The 20,684-nt window shown below is 39.3% G+C and carries 24 protein-coding genes; 7 read left to right on the top strand and 17 right to left on the bottom strand.

All coding sequences use genetic code 11. From position 1 onward, the window contains the following. Positions 1-7: 7 nt before the first annotated feature. Together QXL17_00280 and cysC are read left to right on the top strand one after the other, a co-directional pair. Complete coding sequence (locus QXL17_00280) at positions 8-1,021, top strand: DHH family phosphoesterase (protein ID MEM4257577.1); 1,014 nt, start codon at positions 8-10, stop codon at positions 1,019-1,021. Beyond that, complete coding sequence (cysC, locus tag QXL17_00275; protein MEM4257576.1) at positions 1,018-1,551, top strand: adenylyl-sulfate kinase; 534 nt, start codon at positions 1,018-1,020, stop codon at positions 1,549-1,551. The genes QXL17_00280 and cysC overlap by 4 nt, the downstream gene beginning before the upstream one ends. 47 nt (positions 1,552-1,598) lie before the next feature. Here cysC and QXL17_00270 read toward each other — a convergent pair whose 3' ends face one another. The 4 genes from QXL17_00270 to QXL17_00255 all read right to left on the bottom strand — a co-directional run bounded on the left by QXL17_00270 (position 1,599) and on the right by QXL17_00255 (position 4,374). Beyond that, positions 1,599-1,973: a nucleotidyltransferase domain-containing protein gene (locus QXL17_00270; GenBank protein MEM4257575.1), complete on the bottom strand. Its 375-nt coding sequence runs from the start codon at positions 1,971-1,973 to the stop codon at positions 1,599-1,601. Further along, positions 1,946-2,371 carry a DUF86 domain-containing protein gene (locus tag QXL17_00265; protein ID MEM4257574.1) on the bottom strand — a complete coding sequence of 142 codons (426 nt, stop codon included), beginning with the start codon at positions 2,369-2,371 and terminating at the stop codon, positions 1,946-1,948. Before QXL17_00265 ends, QXL17_00270 begins: the two co-directional genes overlap by 28 nt. Before the next feature lie 279 nt (positions 2,372-2,650). Then, positions 2,651-3,934 carry an ATP-binding protein gene (locus QXL17_00260; GenBank protein ID MEM4257573.1) on the bottom strand — a complete coding sequence of 428 codons (1,284 nt, stop codon included), beginning with the start codon at positions 3,932-3,934 and terminating at the stop codon, positions 2,651-2,653. Positions 3,935-4,215: 281 nt separating this feature from the next. Further along, the gene (locus QXL17_00255; GenBank protein ID MEM4257572.1) at positions 4,216-4,374 is read right to left on the bottom strand and encodes a hypothetical protein; all 159 of its coding nucleotides are present in this window, start codon (positions 4,372-4,374) and stop codon (positions 4,216-4,218) included. A 29-nt stretch (positions 4,375-4,403) separates the two neighbouring features. On the opposite strand from QXL17_00255, the gene QXL17_00250 reads away from it, so the two are divergent. Further along, positions 4,404-5,666, top strand: a complete 1,263-nt coding sequence (locus QXL17_00250; GenBank protein MEM4257571.1) for an ATP-binding protein — start codon at positions 4,404-4,406, stop codon at positions 5,664-5,666. 265 nt (positions 5,667-5,931) lie between these two features. Here the strand turns inward: QXL17_00250 and QXL17_00245 are convergent, their stop codons facing one another. From QXL17_00245 to QXL17_00220, 6 genes are all read right to left on the bottom strand, one after another. Next, positions 5,932-6,426, bottom strand: coding sequence for a type IV pilin N-terminal domain-containing protein (locus tag QXL17_00245; GenBank protein MEM4257570.1), 495 nt, complete (start codon positions 6,424-6,426; stop codon positions 5,932-5,934). Positions 6,427-6,543: 117 nt separating this feature from the next. Then, a complete protein-coding gene (locus QXL17_00240; GenBank protein MEM4257569.1) occupies positions 6,544-7,050 on the bottom strand; it encodes a type IV pilin N-terminal domain-containing protein in 507 nt (168 codons plus the stop codon). 747 nt (positions 7,051-7,797) lie between these two features. Further along, positions 7,798-10,563, bottom strand: a complete 2,766-nt coding sequence (locus tag QXL17_00235) for a C45 family autoproteolytic acyltransferase/hydrolase (protein ID MEM4257568.1) — start codon at positions 10,561-10,563, stop codon at positions 7,798-7,800. 168 nt (positions 10,564-10,731) lie between these two features. Further along, positions 10,732-11,121 carry a hypothetical protein gene (locus tag QXL17_00230; GenBank protein MEM4257567.1) on the bottom strand — a complete coding sequence of 130 codons (390 nt, stop codon included), beginning with the start codon at positions 11,119-11,121 and terminating at the stop codon, positions 10,732-10,734. Between the two features lie 36 nt (positions 11,122-11,157). Further along, positions 11,158-11,946, bottom strand: coding sequence for a CBS domain-containing protein (locus QXL17_00225; GenBank protein ID MEM4257566.1), 789 nt, complete (start codon positions 11,944-11,946; stop codon positions 11,158-11,160). 43 nt (positions 11,947-11,989) lie between these two features. Then, the gene (locus tag QXL17_00220) at positions 11,990-12,544 is read right to left on the bottom strand and encodes a CBS domain-containing protein (protein ID MEM4257565.1); all 555 of its coding nucleotides are present in this window, start codon (positions 12,542-12,544) and stop codon (positions 11,990-11,992) included. 76 nt (positions 12,545-12,620) lie between these two features. Here QXL17_00220 and QXL17_00215 point away from each other — a divergent pair, with 76 nt between their 5' ends. The 4 genes from QXL17_00215 to QXL17_00200 all read left to right on the top strand — a co-directional run bounded on the left by QXL17_00215 (position 12,621) and on the right by QXL17_00200 (position 15,737). Next, positions 12,621-13,130, top strand: coding sequence for a Holliday junction resolvase (locus tag QXL17_00215; GenBank protein ID MEM4257564.1), 510 nt, complete (start codon positions 12,621-12,623; stop codon positions 13,128-13,130). A 63-nt stretch (positions 13,131-13,193) separates the two neighbouring features. Then, positions 13,194-13,634 (top strand): universal stress protein, encoded by a 441-nt coding sequence (locus QXL17_00210; GenBank protein MEM4257563.1) that lies wholly within the window; start codon positions 13,194-13,196, stop codon positions 13,632-13,634. A 27-nt stretch (positions 13,635-13,661) separates the two neighbouring features. Next, positions 13,662-14,867, top strand: a complete 1,206-nt coding sequence (coaBC, locus tag QXL17_00205) for a bifunctional phosphopantothenoylcysteine decarboxylase/phosphopantothenate--cysteine ligase CoaBC (protein ID MEM4257562.1) — start codon at positions 13,662-13,664, stop codon at positions 14,865-14,867. A gap of 6 nt (positions 14,868-14,873) precedes the next feature. Further along, positions 14,874-15,737, top strand: coding sequence for a pantoate kinase (locus tag QXL17_00200; protein MEM4257561.1), 864 nt, complete (start codon positions 14,874-14,876; stop codon positions 15,735-15,737). 6 nt (positions 15,738-15,743) lie between these two features. On the opposite strand, the gene QXL17_00195 is transcribed toward QXL17_00200, so the two are convergent. The 7 genes from QXL17_00195 to QXL17_00165 all read right to left on the bottom strand — a co-directional run bounded on the left by QXL17_00195 (position 15,744) and on the right by QXL17_00165 (position 20,657). Beyond that, a complete protein-coding gene (locus tag QXL17_00195; GenBank protein MEM4257560.1) occupies positions 15,744-16,679 on the bottom strand; it encodes a type IV pilin N-terminal domain-containing protein in 936 nt (311 codons plus the stop codon). 127 nt (positions 16,680-16,806) lie between these two features. Continuing rightward, positions 16,807-17,712 carry a thiamine pyrophosphate-dependent enzyme gene (locus QXL17_00190; protein MEM4257559.1) on the bottom strand — a complete coding sequence of 302 codons (906 nt, stop codon included), beginning with the start codon at positions 17,710-17,712 and terminating at the stop codon, positions 16,807-16,809. Between the two features lie 2 nt (positions 17,713-17,714). After that, on the bottom strand, positions 17,715-18,875 hold the full coding sequence (gene porA, locus QXL17_00185) for a pyruvate ferredoxin oxidoreductase (protein ID MEM4257558.1): 1,161 nt from the start codon (positions 18,873-18,875) through the stop codon (positions 17,715-17,717). Continuing rightward, positions 18,872-19,144 (bottom strand): 4Fe-4S binding protein, encoded by a 273-nt coding sequence (locus tag QXL17_00180; GenBank protein MEM4257557.1) that lies wholly within the window; start codon positions 19,142-19,144, stop codon positions 18,872-18,874. The genes porA and QXL17_00180 overlap by 4 nt, the downstream gene beginning before the upstream one ends. After that, positions 19,141-19,719, bottom strand: a complete 579-nt coding sequence (locus tag QXL17_00175) for a 2-oxoacid:acceptor oxidoreductase family protein (protein MEM4257556.1) — start codon at positions 19,717-19,719, stop codon at positions 19,141-19,143. The genes QXL17_00180 and QXL17_00175 overlap by 4 nt, the downstream gene beginning before the upstream one ends. An 84-nt stretch (positions 19,720-19,803) precedes the next feature. Further along, positions 19,804-20,094, bottom strand: a complete 291-nt coding sequence (locus QXL17_00170; protein MEM4257555.1) for an MTH1187 family thiamine-binding protein — start codon at positions 20,092-20,094, stop codon at positions 19,804-19,806. 317 nt (positions 20,095-20,411) lie between these two features. Further along, positions 20,412-20,657: a hypothetical protein gene (locus QXL17_00165; protein MEM4257554.1), complete on the bottom strand. Its 246-nt coding sequence runs from the start codon at positions 20,655-20,657 to the stop codon at positions 20,412-20,414. Between the last annotated feature and the right edge of the window lie 27 nt (positions 20,658-20,684).

Here is a 20,684-nt window from a genome sequence, read left to right as displayed (position 1 = left end):
GTTTTGTATGTGTGAAAAAAAGGATTTGATTCATCTTTTGGGGGAGGGGCTTTTACTCCATCATTGGGATACCGATGGCATTTGTTCAGCACGTCTGATATTAGAATTTTTACATGATAAAACCATTACCAATGTTACTCCAGAGTTGGGAAATTATTTTCTTACGGAGGCTGAATTGACTTGCTATTCGAAGTATGATTTTCTTATCATAGTTGATATGGCTCTCCCTGAGGAAAACATTCTTCGTTTGTCGAAAACCATTCCACAAATATTTATTTTTGATCATCATCTTCAAAACATCATTCCTGCGGTTCACCATTATAACCCGATTAGTCGTGGTAAAAATCCTGATCTATATCCATCTACAAGCTGGATTGTGAATGAGTTTCTGAAACAGGAGGTTACGTTATGGGCGTTACTTGGTGTTGTCGGTGATCATGAACAGAAAATTCTGGGTAATAACGCAATGTACCCACGTATTGAGCAGTATTGTTCCTTGTATGGTATCTCTTTTGATACGATGCTTCGAATGGTGTATTTACTTGATTCGTGTTATAAGATCGGCGATAAGAAACAAGTCGAGGAAGCGCCCCGCCGCTTATTAGATTATACCAATGGTGATATGATTCTTCAGAATTCACAATGGAAAAAAAACCTCATCAAACTCGACGAAGAAATTTCATTGTGTCTTCGTCAACCCCAGGAGATAATTAAAGACGTCGTGGTTAAAAAAATTGATACGACGTATAATATTATTTCAACGATCACCCGGAAAATTGCATGGCAATCTGGGAAAAACACACTTGTTATTAATACCGGTTTTTTTAAAGATATGGATCAGATTTATGTTCGGAGTCATAAGAATGTTGAACCGTTAATTCAACTTGGAAAGAAGTATGGTTTTAAAACCGGTGGGAAGGCAGAGGTACTTGGTGCTATTGTTCCCAAGGAAAAAACTCATCTTTTTGTTGAAAAAATTATAGATTTTTTAACTGATACTGGTTGTGAGGTTAACCGATGAGGGAAAATCAACGAGGGTTTACAGTATGGTTTACTGGTTTACCGTGTTCTGGTAAAACTACAATTGCACATCGTGTTGCTGATATATTGAGAGGAGATGGTTATGCAGTTGAGGTTCTCGACGGGGATAACGTTCGAAAGGAGCTCTGCAGTGATCTTGGTTTTTCAAAAAAGGACCGAGATGAGAATATACGACGAGTTACTTTTGTTGCAAAACTGTTAACGCGGCATGGGGTTATTGTGGTAGCAAGCTTTGTTTCTCCGTATCAAACACATCGCGAGTATGCTCGACGTATTCTTGGTTCTTTTGTTGAAATTTATGTTAAATGCCCTCTTGAGGTTTGTATACAACGAGATGTAAAAGGGATGTATAAGAAAGCACGTACTGGTGAACTTAAAGATTTTACTGGAGTTGATGATGTCTACGAAGAACCGAAACATCCTGATTTGATTCTTTATTCTGATAAAGAAACAATTGACGAAAGCACTCAGAACGTCATAAAAAAACTCAAAGAATTAAAATATATATAGGATCAATTACAAAGGAATCTTAAGTCAAAGGTACAGCATCTCTTTGTTTAACTAAAGAGGTAGAGTGCTTCTTTTTTAGTGAGACGCTGTCTTTCTTTTTGATCATTCCAGAGTTTTCTAAAAATATAGAAATACTCGTAGAGTGCATATCGATCTTTTGTATACAGTATCTTATGATGGTGAATAACTTGTATTTTTAGAAAGAGCGGCATTGTTTCAAAAATCTTAATGTCATAGTTGAGGGGAAGCATCTCTTTAAACAGTCTTTTGTGATTTTCACCGGGGGCTATAATACAGATATCGATGTCGCTCCGAGCTGTCTGAGTTCTTTTCTGGTGTGAGCCATAGAGTACTATGCCCAATACTCTATTGTGGAATGGTGAGAAATCGTTTTTTATTTTTTTAATGATTTTTTTATCCATCGTTTAATCACGTCTATAAATGTATTGATTTCTATCATTAGCTCGTGGATACTCTCAAAAGCTACGGTATCATCAGTGCTGTTGTATCGATGAATCAACCTATTTCTAAGTCCGTTTATTTCTTGGAGCATTCGTTTATTGATGTTCAGTTTTTGACTAAGTTTTTCGACATTGGTGTAATCATCTTTCGGCAGAATTTTTAAATCTTTACATGCCATTGCAACGATATCCATACAGGATTCTGCTAGTTCTTGAAACGCTTTATATGTTGCGAGTTTCGTTTTTTCATCTGAGATAAACTCTTGCGAGGATATGTTTGTCCACTCTTCTATTTCTTGGAGTCTTTTTTCAATGAGTTCAAGCTTATCCTTGTATCGATCACGCCTTTCTGTATCCATCTATAGAGAGTATTGCTACCGTAGATATATGGTTTTCTCTCGAATACTGTGTTTTTTTTCGGTGAGATTCACAAGGAATAACGGGGTTTGTTGTGTGGTAATATTCGGATAAAATGGTTTTTTAGGTGACGTTTTGGAAAGTGACGTCACCATCATGTTTGCTCTTGGAATGAAATCTACAAGATCAGTCGATATGCCTAGAGTTGGTACACTACTCTAGCTGGTCCTGAAAAGTACTTCGTCTCCATGATTGCAGTCGTATATAGAAACAAAAAAAGATCAACGAAGAAGGAGCCACTTCCAGAGAGGGATAAATCGAATTTCTTTTTCATCGATGATTTCTTTCGATTCGTAATCTTTCGTAATGATACTTCCTTTTAGAACGTTGAGATGTTTCATGGCTTCGAGTAAACCGTTCACTTCCCGTTCTTTGTTTTCTTGAAGATCAGATGAAACCTGAATCACTTCTTCGATGTTCATTTTATTTTGGATGATAAAATCACATTCGTGTTTCTCGCTCCAATAGAAAATTTGTTTTCCGGTCCGTCGGAGATGTATAAACACTATATTCTCATACATTTTTCCGCTATCCTGAGAAAAGATGAATCCGACGATTTTTCGTATACCAGGATCGATACAATACACTTTCTTCGGATTAACGAATTGTTTCTTTAGCGAATAAGCAAAAATATTTACAACAAAAATGAGATAGGCGTCTTCAAGATATCGCGTGTATTCTCCTGTCGTATCTGTTGATAGTTCGCAATACTTGCCAAGTTTCTCATAGTTTGCATAGGCAGATGTATTTTGCAAATGCCATCTTACCAGTCGGTCGAGTTTTTCGACATTTCTAATATTTTTTCTTTTTACGACATCTCTATAGAGGATTGATTCAAAGTAAAAGCGTAACAATTCTTCTTTCTTTTCTTTATCTCTTTCAAGAGTTATTTCAGGAAAACCTCCGTATTCGATATAGGCGAGGAGAAGATTCCTAATCGTATTTTTCTGCTGTATCAAATCCATTTCATTTTGTATCTTGATATTATGAGCCAGGAGGAACTCCTTAAAACTAAAGGGATACAATTCAAAATAAGCGAATCTCCCCGTAAGGAGATAACTGAGTTCTTCTTTCAATAACGAGGCGTTGGATCCTGAAATGAAAATCTTTTTGTTTTCTTGTTCAAGATCGTATATTCTTTTAAGTGTTTTTTGCCATTCAGGTATTTCTTGTATTTCATCGATAAATAGAAAGATTCTACCTTTCGGATTTTTCCAGGTGATGTATTCGTCTAATGCTTTTTGAATTAACTCTTTTTTTTCCACACGATCGTCATCTGCTTTTATGAAGCAGATATTGTCTCTGTTGATATGTTGTTCATGAATGAGGTGGTCAATAATCTCAAAAAGTTCGGTTGTTTTTCCACTTCGCCTAACCCCGAGGAGTGCAATGATTTCTTTTCTCTCAATCCATGGTTTGATGCGTTGGAAGAGTTCCCTTTTTACTTTTTGGAAGGTATATGATTCTGCCCACCATGGATTCCAGTCAAATAAGATTTCTTTCATCACTCTAACGTAATCGAATGAAAATTATAAATCTTTCGATTGTAATCGATATATTAACCATTTTTATGCATTTGTCCTAGAATACCTGCGTCATTACCATCTTTTCTGTACCTTATTTTTCATCCTACGCTACTATCCCGCTCAAAAAATCATAAAAACCACAAATAACGAGATCAATCAACTCTGCAAGACGAACCGAATAAAACACCAATACTGGCATAAAAGGAGTACGTTGGCGTAAGGTAACATAGAAAAAATGATTCATGTGGAAAAAATCGTGTTTAGATGACGGTTTGGAAGGTTGAGGAGTCACCCATGAGACTACGGATTTGATCATCGTACAGACGGTAAAGAATGTCGGTTGTTTCTGAAAACGATTGTTCGCCAAGGCCGCTGCCACGTTCAGTATGTTGCATTGTGCTAATTGGTAATGAAAACATTTATATGTTAATACTAACTACCATTTAGTATGATGTCGAAGGAAGTTTTTCGTCAGGTTGTCATCCAGCAGAAAAATGATAGTGTTCTCCCTGGAGAAACTGTTCTTCGAGAAAATATAGACGACATCGTATCCTGGTTCAAGGATCCAAGAATTCTTATACTTACGGGATTGCGACGAAGCGGTAAATCAACACTTTTGAAACAACTGATACATCAGAACAAGAATATGTGTTATGTCAATTTTGATGATGAACGGTTTCTTGAGTTCAACGCTAAAGATTTTGAACAACTGCATGAAATCCTTCTTGAGGTGTATCCATCTCCTAAATTCTATTTTTTTGATGAAATTCAAAATATCGATAAATTTGAAACATTTGTTCGGCGACTTCATGATCAAGGGAAAAAAATAATCATCACTGGATCCAATGCCTCGCTGTTGAGCAAGGAGTTTGGCACACGGTTAACTGGACGGTATAAAGCATTTGAAGTGTATCCGTTTTCGTTTAGAGAATTTCTTCGATTCAAAAAAAGTGTACCACAAAAAGACTGGTTGTATCTAACAGAAAAAAAAGTTCATTTGATTCGGTTGTTTGATGAGTATATGATTCACGGTGGAATACCGGAATATCTGAAAACCAGGGATAAGGAATATCTTCACACACTCTATAATAACATTCTCTATCGAGATATCATTGCCCGATATATGATTAAACGGCAGAAAACCTTGAAAGAACTTGTCAATATTTTAATGACAACGATTGCTTCTCCTTTCACTTACAACTCCTTGAAAAAAACATTACAGCTATCGAATTCGATTACAGTTAAAGAGTATATCTCATATCTGTGCAACTCGTATCTGTTTTTTGAGGTGCAGCGTTTTGATTATTCTCTTAAAAAGCAACTCAACGCCCCAAAAAAAATCTACACGGTTGATCCCGCGTTTCATTATGTTTTTGGAACAACGTTTTCCTCGGATAAAGGGCAGGTTTTAGAAAATCTGGTGTTCCTTGAGTTGAAACGACAGAAAAAAGATGTGTATTATTTTACAAATCATCACGAATGTGATTTCCTGGTTAAAGAAGACACGCGGATTTGTGAGGCGATCCAGGTTTGTTATGTTCTGGATGAAGGTGATAAGGAACGCGAGGTCGCTGGTTTACTTGAAGCTATGGAAATGTTTCATTTGAAAGAAGGTTTGCTTCTTACAAAAGAGCAGGAGGAAGAAATTCATGTAGCGAATAAAACGATACAGGTTCTTCCTGTGTGGAAATGGCTGCTTGGTTTTTCGTAGTACTCTCAGGTTCATATAGAATTCTTTTATCGTTTCGCCCATAACTCCATCCTCGCCTCTGCCTTCCCCGTTCACAAAAAATCATGAAACGACGACAACAACCAAATGGAACGAAACGAACCGAACAAAAACTCCCAAAGATACGATAAACGTAATACGTTGACAAGGAGGGATACGAAAAAAAAACGATTCATGCGGGTAAAAACGGTTATTTTAGGTGACATTGTGAAATGTACAAGAATCACAAAAAATGGAGAATGTTGTGTTATATAGCGGTTGCTTCTATCTGAGGCAACAGATATGTTTCTGAGGGATTGTGACGGATGCGAAATAAATACACACCATTTCTGGTGTTAGCATCGACAGCGGTTACTGAGATAGTATCGCCGAATTGTAAATGTGCGGGAATAGTTGCTTTGAGTCCAGCTGCTTGTCCTGTGCTGGTGAGGGTTTGCCAAGTACCTGTTGGGCTTTTATATTCTATGGTTATTTCACTAGTTGTGATGGTATCTCCGCTGTAATGTTCGATGATAAAAACTTGATCATTAGCATTATAAAGATTAGTCATAGCATTTGCATTTGCGGTTCCATCTTTGATATTAAACGATGCAACTGGGGTTGGTGTTTCGCCTCCAATCATACCGGTAAGATAGGTATATGCTACTGCAGCCATGGCGACAGTAATTGCAACCATGATAGTGACACCGATGACTGCAGATACTGCTTCTTGATTAAGTTTTTTTTTGCATGGTTTTTTCATGTATACCCCATCCCCATATTTTTTTTGATTCATTGATTTTGTATTTTGTTTTAGACTCTAAAAAGATTTTAGAGAAAAAAGGAAGAAAAAGAGTTGAGATTGTGGTTAGTATGGTGTTTAAACAGCAGTTGCGGTTTTCGCTGGCATGACCCATGAACTTGTTGGGTTATGACGGATGCGGAAAGTATACACACCTGCTTGGGTGTTAGCATCAACTGCTTTAACAACGATTTCATCACCAAATTGGAAGAAACCATCTGCTGGAGCGGCAGCAGTTAGTCCACCGGTTGTTGTTGATCCAATGAGTGTATCCCATGAAGTGACAGCTCCACCCATATATTCAATTACGACATCTGCCATTGGAATGGTGTCACCACTATAATGGAATAATACAAATACTTCATCGTTGGCACTGTACGTTCCTGTTGTAGAACTTGCTGTGGCTACTCCATCGTTGATGTTGATGACTGCAACTGGTGCAGATCCACCACTGACGTCCATCATTCCGCTGACGTAGACGTAGACGGTTGCGGCTATGGCGACGGTAATTGCTACCATGAGGATAACACCAATAACCGCAGATACTGCTTCCTCACCATCTATAAATTTTCTATTTGCTTTCATTTTTTCCCATTCTCTCCTAGCCTATTTTTTTATTTTTGTAGGCTTTTTGTTGTGGCATTAATACCGTACTTGGTATATATATTTTTTCCAATTTTTATTTATGATTTCGAGAAACAGCAATTTTTTTCTTTTTCTGTTATCTCCCTCATCATCCAAGTATGGTTACCACAGTATATACTTGAATATCTTATCAACATTATATAAAGTTTCGTGTGCAGAATCTCATTTTGACAAACTAGCACAACAAGAGTAAAAACTAGGGAAAATTTTGCTTTTACTCTATTGTCAAATCCTCGTGCTTAAACAGAACTTTAATGAATGTAAAAACAAGGATATTCATCCTGATTTTTTTCTGCGAGAAAACCTTTTTTTTCTCATTCAATTTTTTCTGTCTGCTCTTTGGCATCTGAACACAAGAGGTCTTTGGACGATTCTTGGTACCTAGCAGTCGCTTCATTTTCGATGCTTTTTAACCTCTTTTTCAGGTTATGTTCTCTTATCTGGAAACGAAGGTTCAACCAGAGTAAATATGTATCGGTCAAAAATAGTTAAAAATGACCAATAAGGTTAAACCAATTCGAGCGAGAAATCTCTATGACATTTATGTCATGGATGGATCGCCGGGGTGTTACTAGTAAAATGCTGATGGTCATTTTTCTTTCCCTTGAAGGGGGAAAGCCATGTCATTTATGACGTTGAAAGGGATGGCCCAATAAAAACTGTTGCTATCTACATATTCATTAATCGTCATACGTATCTTTGTTTTCTTCGAAGTACATATCCAGCAGTTATAACAATACCTATGAGGAGTCCAGCACATAAAAAAATAAAACGATACTCATCAAGAGAGGTATTATCCTGATGTTCCTGTTCCTCATGAGCTGGTGGTTGTTCATCAGGTTGATGTTCATCAGGATTCTCATCAGGTGTTTCGTCATCTTGTCCATGATGCTCTGGAGGACTGGGTGGTATATTTTCAGAGGTCTCTGTTTGAGCATCTAAAGCAACAACAGATCCAAGTGCACTACAAATAACGTTTCCATCAAAAACAACTGGATTTGAACGCAATGGAGTTGTAATATAATTTCGGAGAGATCCAGGTGGTATTGTTTCACCAGGGGTATACCTCCAAACTAGTTTTCCTGTTGATCGATTCACAGCATAATACGTACCATCATCACAACCGGCAAAAATATAATCGCCATAGACACATGGTTGGCCGTGAAATGCAGCGTTTGCTGTAAAAACCCATTCGAGTAGTCCGGTTGTTTTATTGAGTGCATACAAGTTGTTGTCAGCTGAAGCTACAAACACCATGGTTTCATCAACAATTGGTTGTACATCAACCCCCCATCCTGTTTCATATTTCCAGAGCAGAGCACCGGTGTTCAGATCAAGAGCATACAGGTGTGTATCCCAGGATCCGACAACAACCATTGTGTCAGAGATACAAGGAGCTGAGGTGATGATACCGGTGGTGTTCCACCACCATCTGATTGAACGATTCGTTATGGTGAATGCCGCGCAGCTCATCCCCGACGTAACCACGAGTGTTTCGTTGGAGATACTTCCGAGGTACAGTGCAGCAGGAAATGAGATCTTCCACAGCAGTTTTCCATCTTTGCAAGACACACCATACAGCAGTCCCTTCTGGGTTCCAAGTAATATCTGATCCTCATACATAACTGGGGGGGAACATATCGGTTCACAGGAAAACACCCAGTGTTTTTTCCCGTCCTTCGTAAATGCATACAGACCATCAGCACATCCAACGTACAGGTACTCTTGATATACAACAGGTCGTACTGGATTTTTTCCAAGAGATGTTTTCCAAAGCAGCGTCCCTGTAGTCATATTCAGGGCAACGAGAGTATTTTCCGAGGTTGCAGTATAGATCACAGATCCATCGTGTGCTGCACATGAGTAAAAATCATTGGTTTGTTCAGCAATACGTGTTTTCCAGAGCAGTTTTGTCGTATTTCCCTGCTGATTGGGTTGGATAATCAATGAAAAGGTATGTTTTTCAGGCAAGCCATAGATTCGCGCCCACCCTGCAGGTGGTACTGCTTCAATTGTTTGATTTCGAGTATCAAACCGAGAGATATTCAATATTTTATCTGGATTGCCCCAGAACATCCATAACCCATTGTTCCGCACAAGCTCAGTATCAGTGATTTTAATGTCAGTTATCCAGTCGCTAATCGGCGAGGTTGTCGCTAGTTCTTTGACGAGGTCAACATCAATCCGACCATAGTATTTCTTTCCGAGTTCTTCGTATTTCAAATCGCGGGCTTCAGGATGATAGCGGGGTGAAAAATATCCATATCCTGGGATACCGACTAGTTTCCATGCAAGCTTCTGAATATATTTTTTGATAGAAAATTTTTCAAGTCGAACGCTGAGGTCATATGGATTGTTTGCACTCCAGAAGAATCCGTTCATGGTCCGCCAGACTGCTGAGGCATGATATCCAAGTTCAAACCGGGCAATCTCACCAGTTGTACTATCACCAATCAACCAGACAGCATTCATCGAACCATCATTTTGGTACGTCAGATGCATGATCACGTCGTCAATCGTTGTTCCATATTGGAGTGCTTTCCGAGCACGGATTGATAACGGCAATCCTTTGTTGTCGTACAACCCTTGAGGAAGCGTTGTTTCTAACAGCATGATGCCTTGATTATTTTGATAGTAATCCTCATCACTCCAGATAAGACCGGGGGAGGTTGACATGATGACACGATTTCCTTGAGTTGGGTGTACATCAAGGATCACATTCCATCGGAGTGAAATAAAATACGTCCACCACCACATCCCTCCACCGCAGATCGTCGAATGGGTAAAAACGATTTGACCATGAGTTGTTGCATTTCCAGTTGCAATAAAACCATTACAGTGATGTGCAGGATCCTGCGAAAGAAACCGATCGAGTAGATCGTTGATACGAAGATTTGAAAATTCAGAAAACGTCTGTTGTAGCTGATAAAAAAAGCTTCGGAGAGGATGTAGTGCTTTCGGGATTTTTGTTAATTTTGACATAAACTCATACATCTGATTCATGGTAAGGATATCCTTCACGGTTACCGATCGTCCATGGATGGTACCACCTCGTGCAGCGACACCATCAGCAATTCCTTGGATTTCCTCTCGGTATTCACCCGGGTATTTATCCCAGTACATTCGATAGCAGTTCTGAACGCAAAAATCCCACCATTGTTGTGCAACACGATGAAATCGTTCATCGGAAAGACGAGGGCTGATCTGTTCTATGGTGGGATAGTGATGAATCATATAACTCCAACGATTCAACATATCAACAATCTCAGCGGCAAGCAGATACCCATGTTGATATCCTCGTTCATAGGCGTCTCCCCTGATATAGACATAGATCCATCCCTGAATGTTATATCGATATCCTTGAGTATACGATGCTGGGTTTACAACTGAAGGAGTACTCAGGTTTGAAGGGATAGAAGAACCAACATATCCAACTGTCGATATACACAGCATACTCAGTATGACACATGCAGGAATTCTGCGCATAGGAATCAGTTTGGTTTTTGTACTCCTAAAGAATATTATCTTTCTAATTATATAATGATTTGCATCTGAACAGCAGCAAAAGAAAAGCACTGCATCCCTTGATACTGTTATCAGATTTTTCTGGAGAAAAACCGTTCATTTTCCATGAAAAATATATCGTGTTGGAACTCGTTTTTTCTTTCCGGTCCAGTAGCCGCACAGATCACAGTGGTACTCAATGGTTACCTCACCACCATAAATCGTCTGATTTTTCACCCGTTTCAACATGGTTTCACAGACAGGACATTTTGTCAGAACCTTCTCAGGATCACCTTCCCTGCTCTGAATTTCAACGGTTGCAATACCATGCTTGAGTACTAACTTCCGAAGCCGCACCTCGCTCACATGATAAACCTGGTGTTCTGTCTGAAGATGCGCCTCTACGAGATGTTTGAGGACACGTTGCGAAGGGATTGTTCTATACTGACGGAGTACATGAACAACGGCGTCTACCACAATGTCATCAGAAGCAATATGATAGGGCATACAATAATGAGAACAATGAGGGTACTTAAAATCTTTTTATGCCTCTATCGATATGGTTTTTAATACATCGGTCCTTGATATAATACCAACAACAGCATCATTTTGAACAAGGGGCAAAGCGCCAACACCCTCTTCATGCATTAACCGAGCTGCATGGGCAATCGACATGTCAGGATTGGTAAAAATAACTGGTGTTTTCATCGCATCAGCAACAAGTAGCTGATCGAGCCGATGTTTCTGACGGCCCAGAGAAAACGATTTTTTAATTTCTGCAAAGGCAACTGCTATCTCAAAATCAGAAATAATGCCGCGTAATCGGTGTTTTTCATCGGTAACTGGTAATCGGGCAATATTATATTCAATCATCTTTCGACGTGCATGGACCACTCGATCATCAGGAGCAATCATATGAACAGGATGTTGGATGATACTTCGAAGCTGATTTCCGCTTTTTACCAAAGGTAAAAGATCAGCTTTCGTCACCACCCCGACTAATTTCTCATTGTTAAGAACTGGAAGCATGGTTGGTCCAGGCTCTCCAACCATTTTTAAAATATCGGAGAGGTCAGTTTCTGGTGATACAATCATCACATCTTTTTCGGTTACCGATGATGCATGCAAACGAGACGCTGAAACGAACCGTTTTCGTATTGATCCTAGTTTATATGCAATCTCGTTATCGGTTACAATTCCGAGGAGTTTTTTTCCCTCAACCACAGGAATTTTGGTAATCCGATGTTTTTTCATCAAATCCAGTATGTGGCTCAGATGATCATCTTTTGCAACGGTAATCACATTTGTTGTCATAACATCCTTGACTTTCATATGTAGTTCCATCCTTTCTCCAATATTTTTTTAAAAAATGTTGTTATTCAGTTTTATATTCTTCAGCGCATTCCTCGCAGATTAAACGACCTTGGATATTTTTAAGACTGGTTGATAATGTAGCACAATCCTCACATTTACCTGATAGACTCTGCTCTTCAAAAAATATCCGTTCCTGTGGTGTTATATCGTTCCATTCTCGCATGATTTCATGAAACGTTGGTGAGATACGTGCAATATCTCTTAAGGTGATGATACCAATCAGCTTGTTATCTTCAACAACCGGTAAACGTCGGATATTGCTTTTCCCCATAAGTTTCATTGCCTGATCTATCGATATATATGGATCAGTAACAATCACCGGCGTAGTCATAACTTCCTCTACGAGCACTTTGTCACTATCTTTACCTTCTGCAACAACCTTTCTTAAAATGTCACTTTCTGTTAAAATTCCGATGGGTTGTTTGTTCTCTACGACGATGACATTCCCAATTTTTTTCTGTTTCATGTGTCGTGCTGCTTCGAATACAGTTGCTGTTGCTTTCACGATCACCGGGTTCGTTTTCATGACTTCTTTGACCAGGATTTCTGTTTTCATAGATATCAATCCCACCTAGATGGAAACCAGCCCAAACCATTAAAAGAGTACGCAGTATTTTACCTTTTGCATAAGTATGAGTAGTGTCTATGAACGTGAACTTAAAGGAATTCTTGAAGGAGATACAAAACTGCTTGAAAAGATTACAAAATCATGCGACATACTTGAAAAGACGAAGTATCTGTGTATCACGAAGAAACCGTTTATCGTCATCAGAGCAGCTGGTTCATTTGGTATTGATCTCGTAGCAGTTCGAGGTGATGTCTCGTTTCTCATTGAAATCAAAGCAAGCGTTGAGGATGTTCTTCATTTCAGTAGCGTTGATGGAAAACTCCAACGGCAAGCAGAATGGATGCATCGCACCTGCGAAACAACAAAAACCCTGCCGATTTATGCGTTTCGTCTGAAAGGATTTCGAGGAGATTGCTGGCGATTATTCACCCTTGATGTTTCTTGTCTTGAAGGACGTCTCAAAATTGTTCATAATCGACTTCCTAAACTTGCACAAAGTATAAACGGGAATTATATTATGCGTTTTCATGATGGTTTACCCCTCGCAGAATTTATTGCCTATATATGTAGGTGATAACGCAGGTAAAAACAAAACCTTAATACTACGAATCCTATGTCATACTGGAATGTGATTGGTATGAAAAAACTCCTCATTGCATATGATGGTTCTGAAGCATCAAAAAAAGCAATTGACGTTGCTGTACAATGTTCAACCAAAGAAGATCAAATCGTCATGCTTACGGTTATTCCTGCTGAACTTGTTGAATCAACCTTTACGAACATGTTGCTTCCGACTATTGATCTTAGCAGTATTGTCAAACCAGGTTCTTTTAAAGAAAAGGCACTGGAAAATCTTACTAAAGTTGCAAAAGACATCGAAGGAAAAGTCGGAAAAGTTGAGGTAACCGTTGAAGCAGGAGATCCTGCCGATGAAATTCTTCTCGTTGCAAAAAAATATGATGTTGATATCATCATCCTAGGGTATAAAGGATATGGAAAAGAAGGGCGATTTCTCCTTGGCAGTGTTACCGATAAGGTTGTCCGTCATGCGAGTAAATCGGTTCTTGTTGTCCGATAAAAAATCTTCATTATTTCGTGATACAGAATGCATCCTGCAGATGAAATTCGGGGGAGTAGTAGTACAAAACTTGCTGGCAAAACAATTGTCTTAGGCGTAACGGGAAGTATTGCTGCAGTTGAAACTATTGCACTCGCTCGTGAACTCATTCGTCACGGCGCAAACATTATCCCGGTGATGACTCCTGCTGCAACGCGCATTATTCATCCTGACGCATTAGAGTTTGCAACGGGACATACACCAATTGTCGAACTCAGTGGAAAAACAGAACATGTAACCTGGTGTGGTTTAACCAAAAACCGGGCAGACCTTCTCATCATATCTCCGTGTACAGCGAACACGTTATCAAAAATTGTTCATGGTATTGATGATACTGCAGTAACAACGTTTGCAACAACTGCACTCGGATCGCAGATACCCATTATCCTTGTTCCAGCGATGCATCTCTCCATGTATCAGCATCCTGTTATTCAACGTAATATCATGCTCGGAAGAAAAGACGGACTTGTTCTCCTTGAACCAAGAATTAGAAAAAATAAGGCAACTATGCCGAAAACAGAAACAATCGTTACGCAGGTCATCAGAACAATTGGAAATCAGAAACTTCATCGGAAAAAGGTATTGATTATTGGTGGTGGCACGGCTGAGCCAATCGATGATATTCGAGTTATTACGAATAAAAGTTCTGGGAAAACAGCAGTTGCACTTGCCCGGACAGCGTTTGAACAAGGAGGCGACGTGGATTTCTGGTATGGCTGTGCCTCTGAACCAGTTCCTGAATATCTTCAGACAACTAGATTTGAAACGTATGCTGATCTTACAACATTAGTACAAAAAACAGCACTCGAATCTTTTGATATCATTATTGTTTGTGCTGCTATAGCAGATTACACTCTGACAAAAAAATTAGGAAAAATTAGTTCAGAGCAAAAAAAACTCATCCTCGAACTGCAGCAAACACCAAAAATCCTCCACAAAATCCGGAAGAAAGCACCTCATGCAATACTTATAGGATTTAAATTAGAGCCAAATAAAAAAACGTTAGAAAAAAAATCACTACAACTTCTTCAAGACCACAAGCTAGATGCCGTTGTTGGAAACACTGTTGAAACCATGGGACATACTGTTTCTGACATCATAATTGTGACAAAACAAGGCAAAATCTATCAGAAAAAAGGCAGAAAAGAAGACATCGTCTTAGATATCTTTGACATTCTCGCAACTTTGCTGTGATGAGGTATGAATGCATCAGCTTTTGCACCAGGACATATCTCAGCTTTTTTTGAACCAAAATATCATCCAAATGATGTATATCGATCAGGATCGAGAGGTGCAGGTATATGTATCACGCTTGGGGCGACAACCACCGTGTCTCTTGAACTCGCTGAACAACAACACATCACGGTTTATATCAATAATCAAAAATCAGAGGCACCGGTAACCACACACACAGTTCTTAATCTTATTGGAACTGCACCATTTAATGTCAACGTGCAAACAACGCTTGATTTACCATTAAGTCAAGGTTTTGGCATGAGTGCAGCAGGGGCGCTCAGCACAGCACTTGCAGTAGCAAAAATTCTCCAACGGCCACACAGTGACGCAATCAGAGCAGCTCATAAGGCAGAAATTGAAAATCATACGGGTCTTGGTGATGTTATCGCGTGTAGTTTTGGAGGTGTTGAAATCAGACGGGAGGCAGGTTTACCACCATGGGGGATGCTTGAACACATCCCAGCATGCCATGATGTTGTTATTTGTGTCGTTGGAGAAAAACTTGAAACAAAAAAAATTCTCACCGATCGAAACAAACTTGAAGAAATCGCAGCTCTTGGCAGGTATTGTACAAAAAAAATTTTAGAAAAACCTTCGCTGGAAAATTTGTTCAGGCTTGCTCAGGAATTTTCGTACAAGACAGGATTAATTCAAAGAGAGGTATTGAAAGCGATTACTGCAGCAAATAAAGTTGGAATGGCAAGTATGTGTATGCTTGGAAATTCTGTTTTTGCAATTGGGCGAACAGAACAACTATGTACCCTACTTCAGTCATTTGGAAAAACGTATGTTTGTTCAATTTCATCCAAAGGAGCAGAACTCATGTAAATGTCTTTATTTTTCGATCTCTCCAGATTTTCCTGTTGTAAAGTGATAAAAACCGATAGCTCCAAGCATGCTTTCATCAGTTGCAGTAACCGTCACAGTATACTCTGTTGTTTCTGCAAGATTTTTCAGTGTGATTGATTTAATACCTGAAATATCATTGGTAGCACTTTCAGTAAACGTTTGACCTTTTGCACTTCGCACTTCGATACTCCAGCTAAACAAGCTGTCATCATCACTTATGGGGATGCTCCAGGTTAAGGACAATGGTTGATTTTTTGCATAATCAGGAATATTCGGTTCACCAAGTCGTGGTGGTTGTGGTTGTGCCGTAGTTTGAAATTGATACTCAGCAGTGGTTGATCTTCCATTCAACATGTTAATTGCAATAATAGATATCCGGTAGATGGTTGAAGGTTGTAGTTTCGTTAGTTGAAGTGAGTATCGGCCGCTGTTGACATTTGTTTGACTGGTTGATTCTCCATTTGAACAGCTGATTTCATAGTAAATATTGCCATCTTCGTCTTCTGTAGCATGTGTGATATACACACTAAACGTAATACTTTCAGAATATTCAACGATTTCATTGTCTTTTGGATTTGGATCTGAGATTAGGAGAGTGTCAGACCATACACCATCATCAGGATCATCGGGGGTGAGATCAGAATCACCCCCGGGGTTGTCAGAACCACCGGCAGGTACTGCACCACCAGGACCATCTGGGCCTCCTTGGGAATTGTAATAATCTCCGCCACGGAGTTTGTCTAACTGGTCTTGCAGTGTTTTCCAAGAACTATTGATACTGCTTGATGAACTTCCAAGAATACCACTGACATAGAGATAAATAACTGCAGCGATCGTTACGGTGATGGCAACCATGAGAATAACACCGATCACCTCTGAAACCGCAGAAGTAGAAGATTGGAATTTATGATTTGCTTTCACGCACTCTCCTCAAGTTATACTTTGTAGGTTATAAACTAAATACTTTTCTGAAAATATTGTCAAAATGGCAAAATGTCATCTCAGGAGATGCTTTCTGATTGAAAAAAAGAATCAATATAGAATGTTTTTACTGAAAGCATTTTCGGTAACGTTCCCACATCTGATCGATATGCTCCTGCATCATTGATAGGATTTTTACATTTTTTTCAGGTTTGAACAGATGGCTAAAACGACCTTGGTACCGAATCCATTCTTCAAGTGGTTTTCGCTCAACCTTTTTCTCAAGGATCAATTTACTTTTTCCATTAAACGTTACGACACCATGTTCACATTCATACAATGCCCATGCTCCGGTATCGACTGCAAGACGCCCCATCTCAACGGTTCGATCCATGCTAAACCGCCATCCCGGCGGGCAAGGTGCAAGGATTTCAATATATTTCGGACCTTTAATGTTTTTTGCTTTCACAACTTTATTGTATAGATCCTCGGGAAAACTGATGCAGGCTTGTGCAGAATACGGGATATGATGTGCTTGGATAATATCACCCATTTTTTTGGTAAACTCTGTTTTTCCACCAACTGTCGTCGTCGTCCATGCTGCATAGGGTGTTGCACCACTCCGCTGAATGCCCGTGTTTGAATAAATCTGATTATTATAACAAATATAGATGAAGTTTGTTCCACGTTCTAATGCACCTGATAACGCTTGCAGTCCAATATCATAGGTTCCACCATCACCTGCCCACGCGACAACTGTGGTATCTGTTTTTCCCTGTTTTCGTAATGCTGCTTCGATACCTGATGCAGCTGCAGCTGCTGCTTCAAATGCAATGTTCATCACCGGTATATCAAACGAGGTATCGGGATACAAACTTTCAATAACTGCAGTGCAGCATGCTGGGACGGTCATAATTGTGTTTTTTCCCAGTGCTTTCAATACTACTCGTAACGCCATGGTTGCTGGACATCCAGGACATGCAGCATTTCCAGCAAGCATACATTCTTCAATCGGCATATCTTTAATTGCCATAGCTATACATCCTCCTTCAAGCCATACCAAGCACCTGATTTTGCTTTTCCTTGTACGGCCTGTGTGCACATCTTTTCAATATCTTTATACGTAACATCGGTTCCACCAAGACCTGCAACAAAGCCGGTCACCTGTGCATCAGATTTTTCGTACAACGCTGCTTTGATTTCGGTACACATCGCGCCTTCGTTCCCAATAGAAATATTTCGATCTATCACGATAAGATCTGCTTGCTCTGCATAGCGGATGATCTCCTCAGTTGGGAATGGTCGGAAAACCCGCAGTCGAGCAAGACCTATTTTCATACCTTTTTCTCGTAATCGATTTATTGCAATTTTGCTTTCTGCACCCAGAGCACCACTTGCAATGAGGATATGTTCTGCATGTTCGCATCGATATTCTTCGAATAATCCACCATAGCTTCTTCCAGTTATGGTTTCCCATTCAGCATTAATTTTCGGTATCATTTTTTTTGCATGTTCATGTGCATCTTGCATTGCTTTTCGAACTTTGAAATATGCTTGCGGAAGGATGATGTTTCCAAACGTTGTTGGATTGTGCACGTCAAGTTTCCATTGTGGTTCATAGCGGGGTAAAAAATGATCAATATCTTTTTGATCTGGGATGTCTGCAGGCATGGTCGTGTGTGATAACACAAATGCATCATAGTTAATCATCACGGGTAACAGTATCTGTTTATGTTCTGCAAGTTTAAACGCCTGGATGACGGTATCAAAAATTTCTTGATTGATCGAACAATAGAACTGAATCCAACCGGTATCACGCTGAGAGATTGAGTCGTTTTGATCAGCCCAAATGTTCCATCCTGGTCCAACTACCCGGTTGATGTTGCACATAACTATTGGTAATCGTGCGAGTGCTGCCCAATGGAGCATTTCATGCATAAGTAATAATCCATGGGATGATGTGGCAGTAAATGTTCGAGCACCTGCTGCACTTGCACCGATACAGGCACTCATTGCTGAATGTTCTGATTCAACGCAAATATATTCGCCAGCATATTCCCCGGTGCTGTAGTATTTTGCAATTCCTTCAACAACGGTTGTCTGTGGGGTAATTGGATATGCTGCAACAACATCAGGTTTTGCCATGACTGCTGCTTTAGCAGCAATATAATTGCCAGTATCAATCATGATGGTCATTCTTGGTCACCTTCCCGTCGCATCGTTATCGCTTTTAGTGCACATTCTTTGGCGCAGACACCACAACCTTTACAATAATCATAGTCGATGTCAATGCTTTCATCGTTATTCCGAAGTATTGCACTCTCCGGGCAGAAAATCCAACAACGAAGACATTTAACGCATTTTGCTTTGTCAAGAATTGGTTTGAAAATTCGCCACGTTCCGGTTTTTCCATTGGCGCCTATTTTTGGATATGAAATTGTTGAGATGACTTGGTATTTCTTCATTTGTTCACCTCGGTAGAATCATAGGCGTCCTGGGTTGCATTAACGTTTGCGATTCCTTGTTCACCTTTCCATTTTGATCGAACAACCTCCTGAACTGATTTTAGAGATACTTTGTCAAGTATTCTTGGGATTGCTCCGAGAATCGGTGTATTGACAACAGGGATTCCTCCGACGAGAATTTCATATTTTAGGGCAATACTTGTTGCATCGACGGTTGCAACTCGATACGTTTTTGAAAAACGGAAATCGGTTGGTTTTTTCTGAGTATTAATTAAAATTGTTCCATTCTTTTTTAATCCTTTTACTACGTCGACGATTTCCATAATTGATTCATCTTGCACAATGACGATGTCTGGTTCGTAAATCTCACTTCGCAGGTGGATTTCATCTTCTGATGAGATGCGTGCAAATGCTCGTATTGGTGCGCCTCGTCGTTCTGCACCAAAAACAGGGAATGCTTGAACTCCTTTATTTCCGTCGTGTAATGCTGCTGCTGCAAGTAGATTTGCTGCGGTTACTGCTCCTTGGCCTCCACGTCCATGGAAAATGATTTCTACAAGTGATGTTGTTGACACAATATCTACCGTCCCGAACCTCGAAATGAACATGGTACATATAACTGTTTTGTATGTGTTGTTCTTCTGAGAGCACCAGTATTTTTATGCTTTTAGTGATGCAAGTTTTGATCGAATTGTGGCAGGTTTGTCGCGGCGGTCGTCGATTTTTATTTCTGTAATAATTCGTTGTGCCCCTGCATCAGCGACTGCTTGATGTGCTTTTTGAACAGCTTGAAAAAGAGTTGCTAGATCCTCAGTTTCAAGTACTGTTGCCATCGCATTTGTTTCAAAATGAATGTGTTCTTTTTTCAATACTTCTAGAACGATCTTTACATAATGACCTACGCTTGTACCTTCTCCTAGAGGAGCAATACTTAGTTGTGCTATAATCATATTGTTGTCACCTTAATGTGTACGTGATATAGTAAGGTATCATAAAGGTACTGTAAGATATATATAGTAATATACGAAAAGGTATATTTATAATATATATAAAAATATCTATTTATACATATTTAGATGTATTACAATATGATATAATAATATATACAAAAATATACATAAATAATACTCTTTTTACATGATAAATTTTTAATTAATTTTAATTTTATTCGTAATTTTCCTTCGTAACAAGAAGCAGGGCATCACTAGAACGCCCGTTGATATGATCAAGCCAGCTGAGTAGATTATAGAAGTTACAAACAGCGTTGTTACAGAGTATCTGTCTCGTCGCTTGATGTTCCGTATTTGGTGAACCGAAAATCGGTTTTATCAAGGTCTTTCATCTCTTGTTTCACTAAATCAAGGATACCAACAATAGAAATAATATTTAGTTTATTACTGTAACTGCGACATGTTTTCATAAGCTCGCCATAAAGTTTTGTTTCCATGGTTTTGTATTCTTTCAAGGCAAGACTAAAAACACCTCGTGATTCAGGTTGTTGCGTTTCATCCATACCAAGTAACCTCTCATTTGTAATGCA

This window comes from Candidatus Thermoplasmatota archaeon (assembly GCA_038884455.1).
In the GTDB taxonomy this organism is placed as follows: domain Archaea; phylum Thermoplasmatota; class E2; order DHVEG-1; family DHVEG-1; genus JAWABU01.
This window is presented reverse-complemented; position numbering and strand designations above follow the sequence as displayed.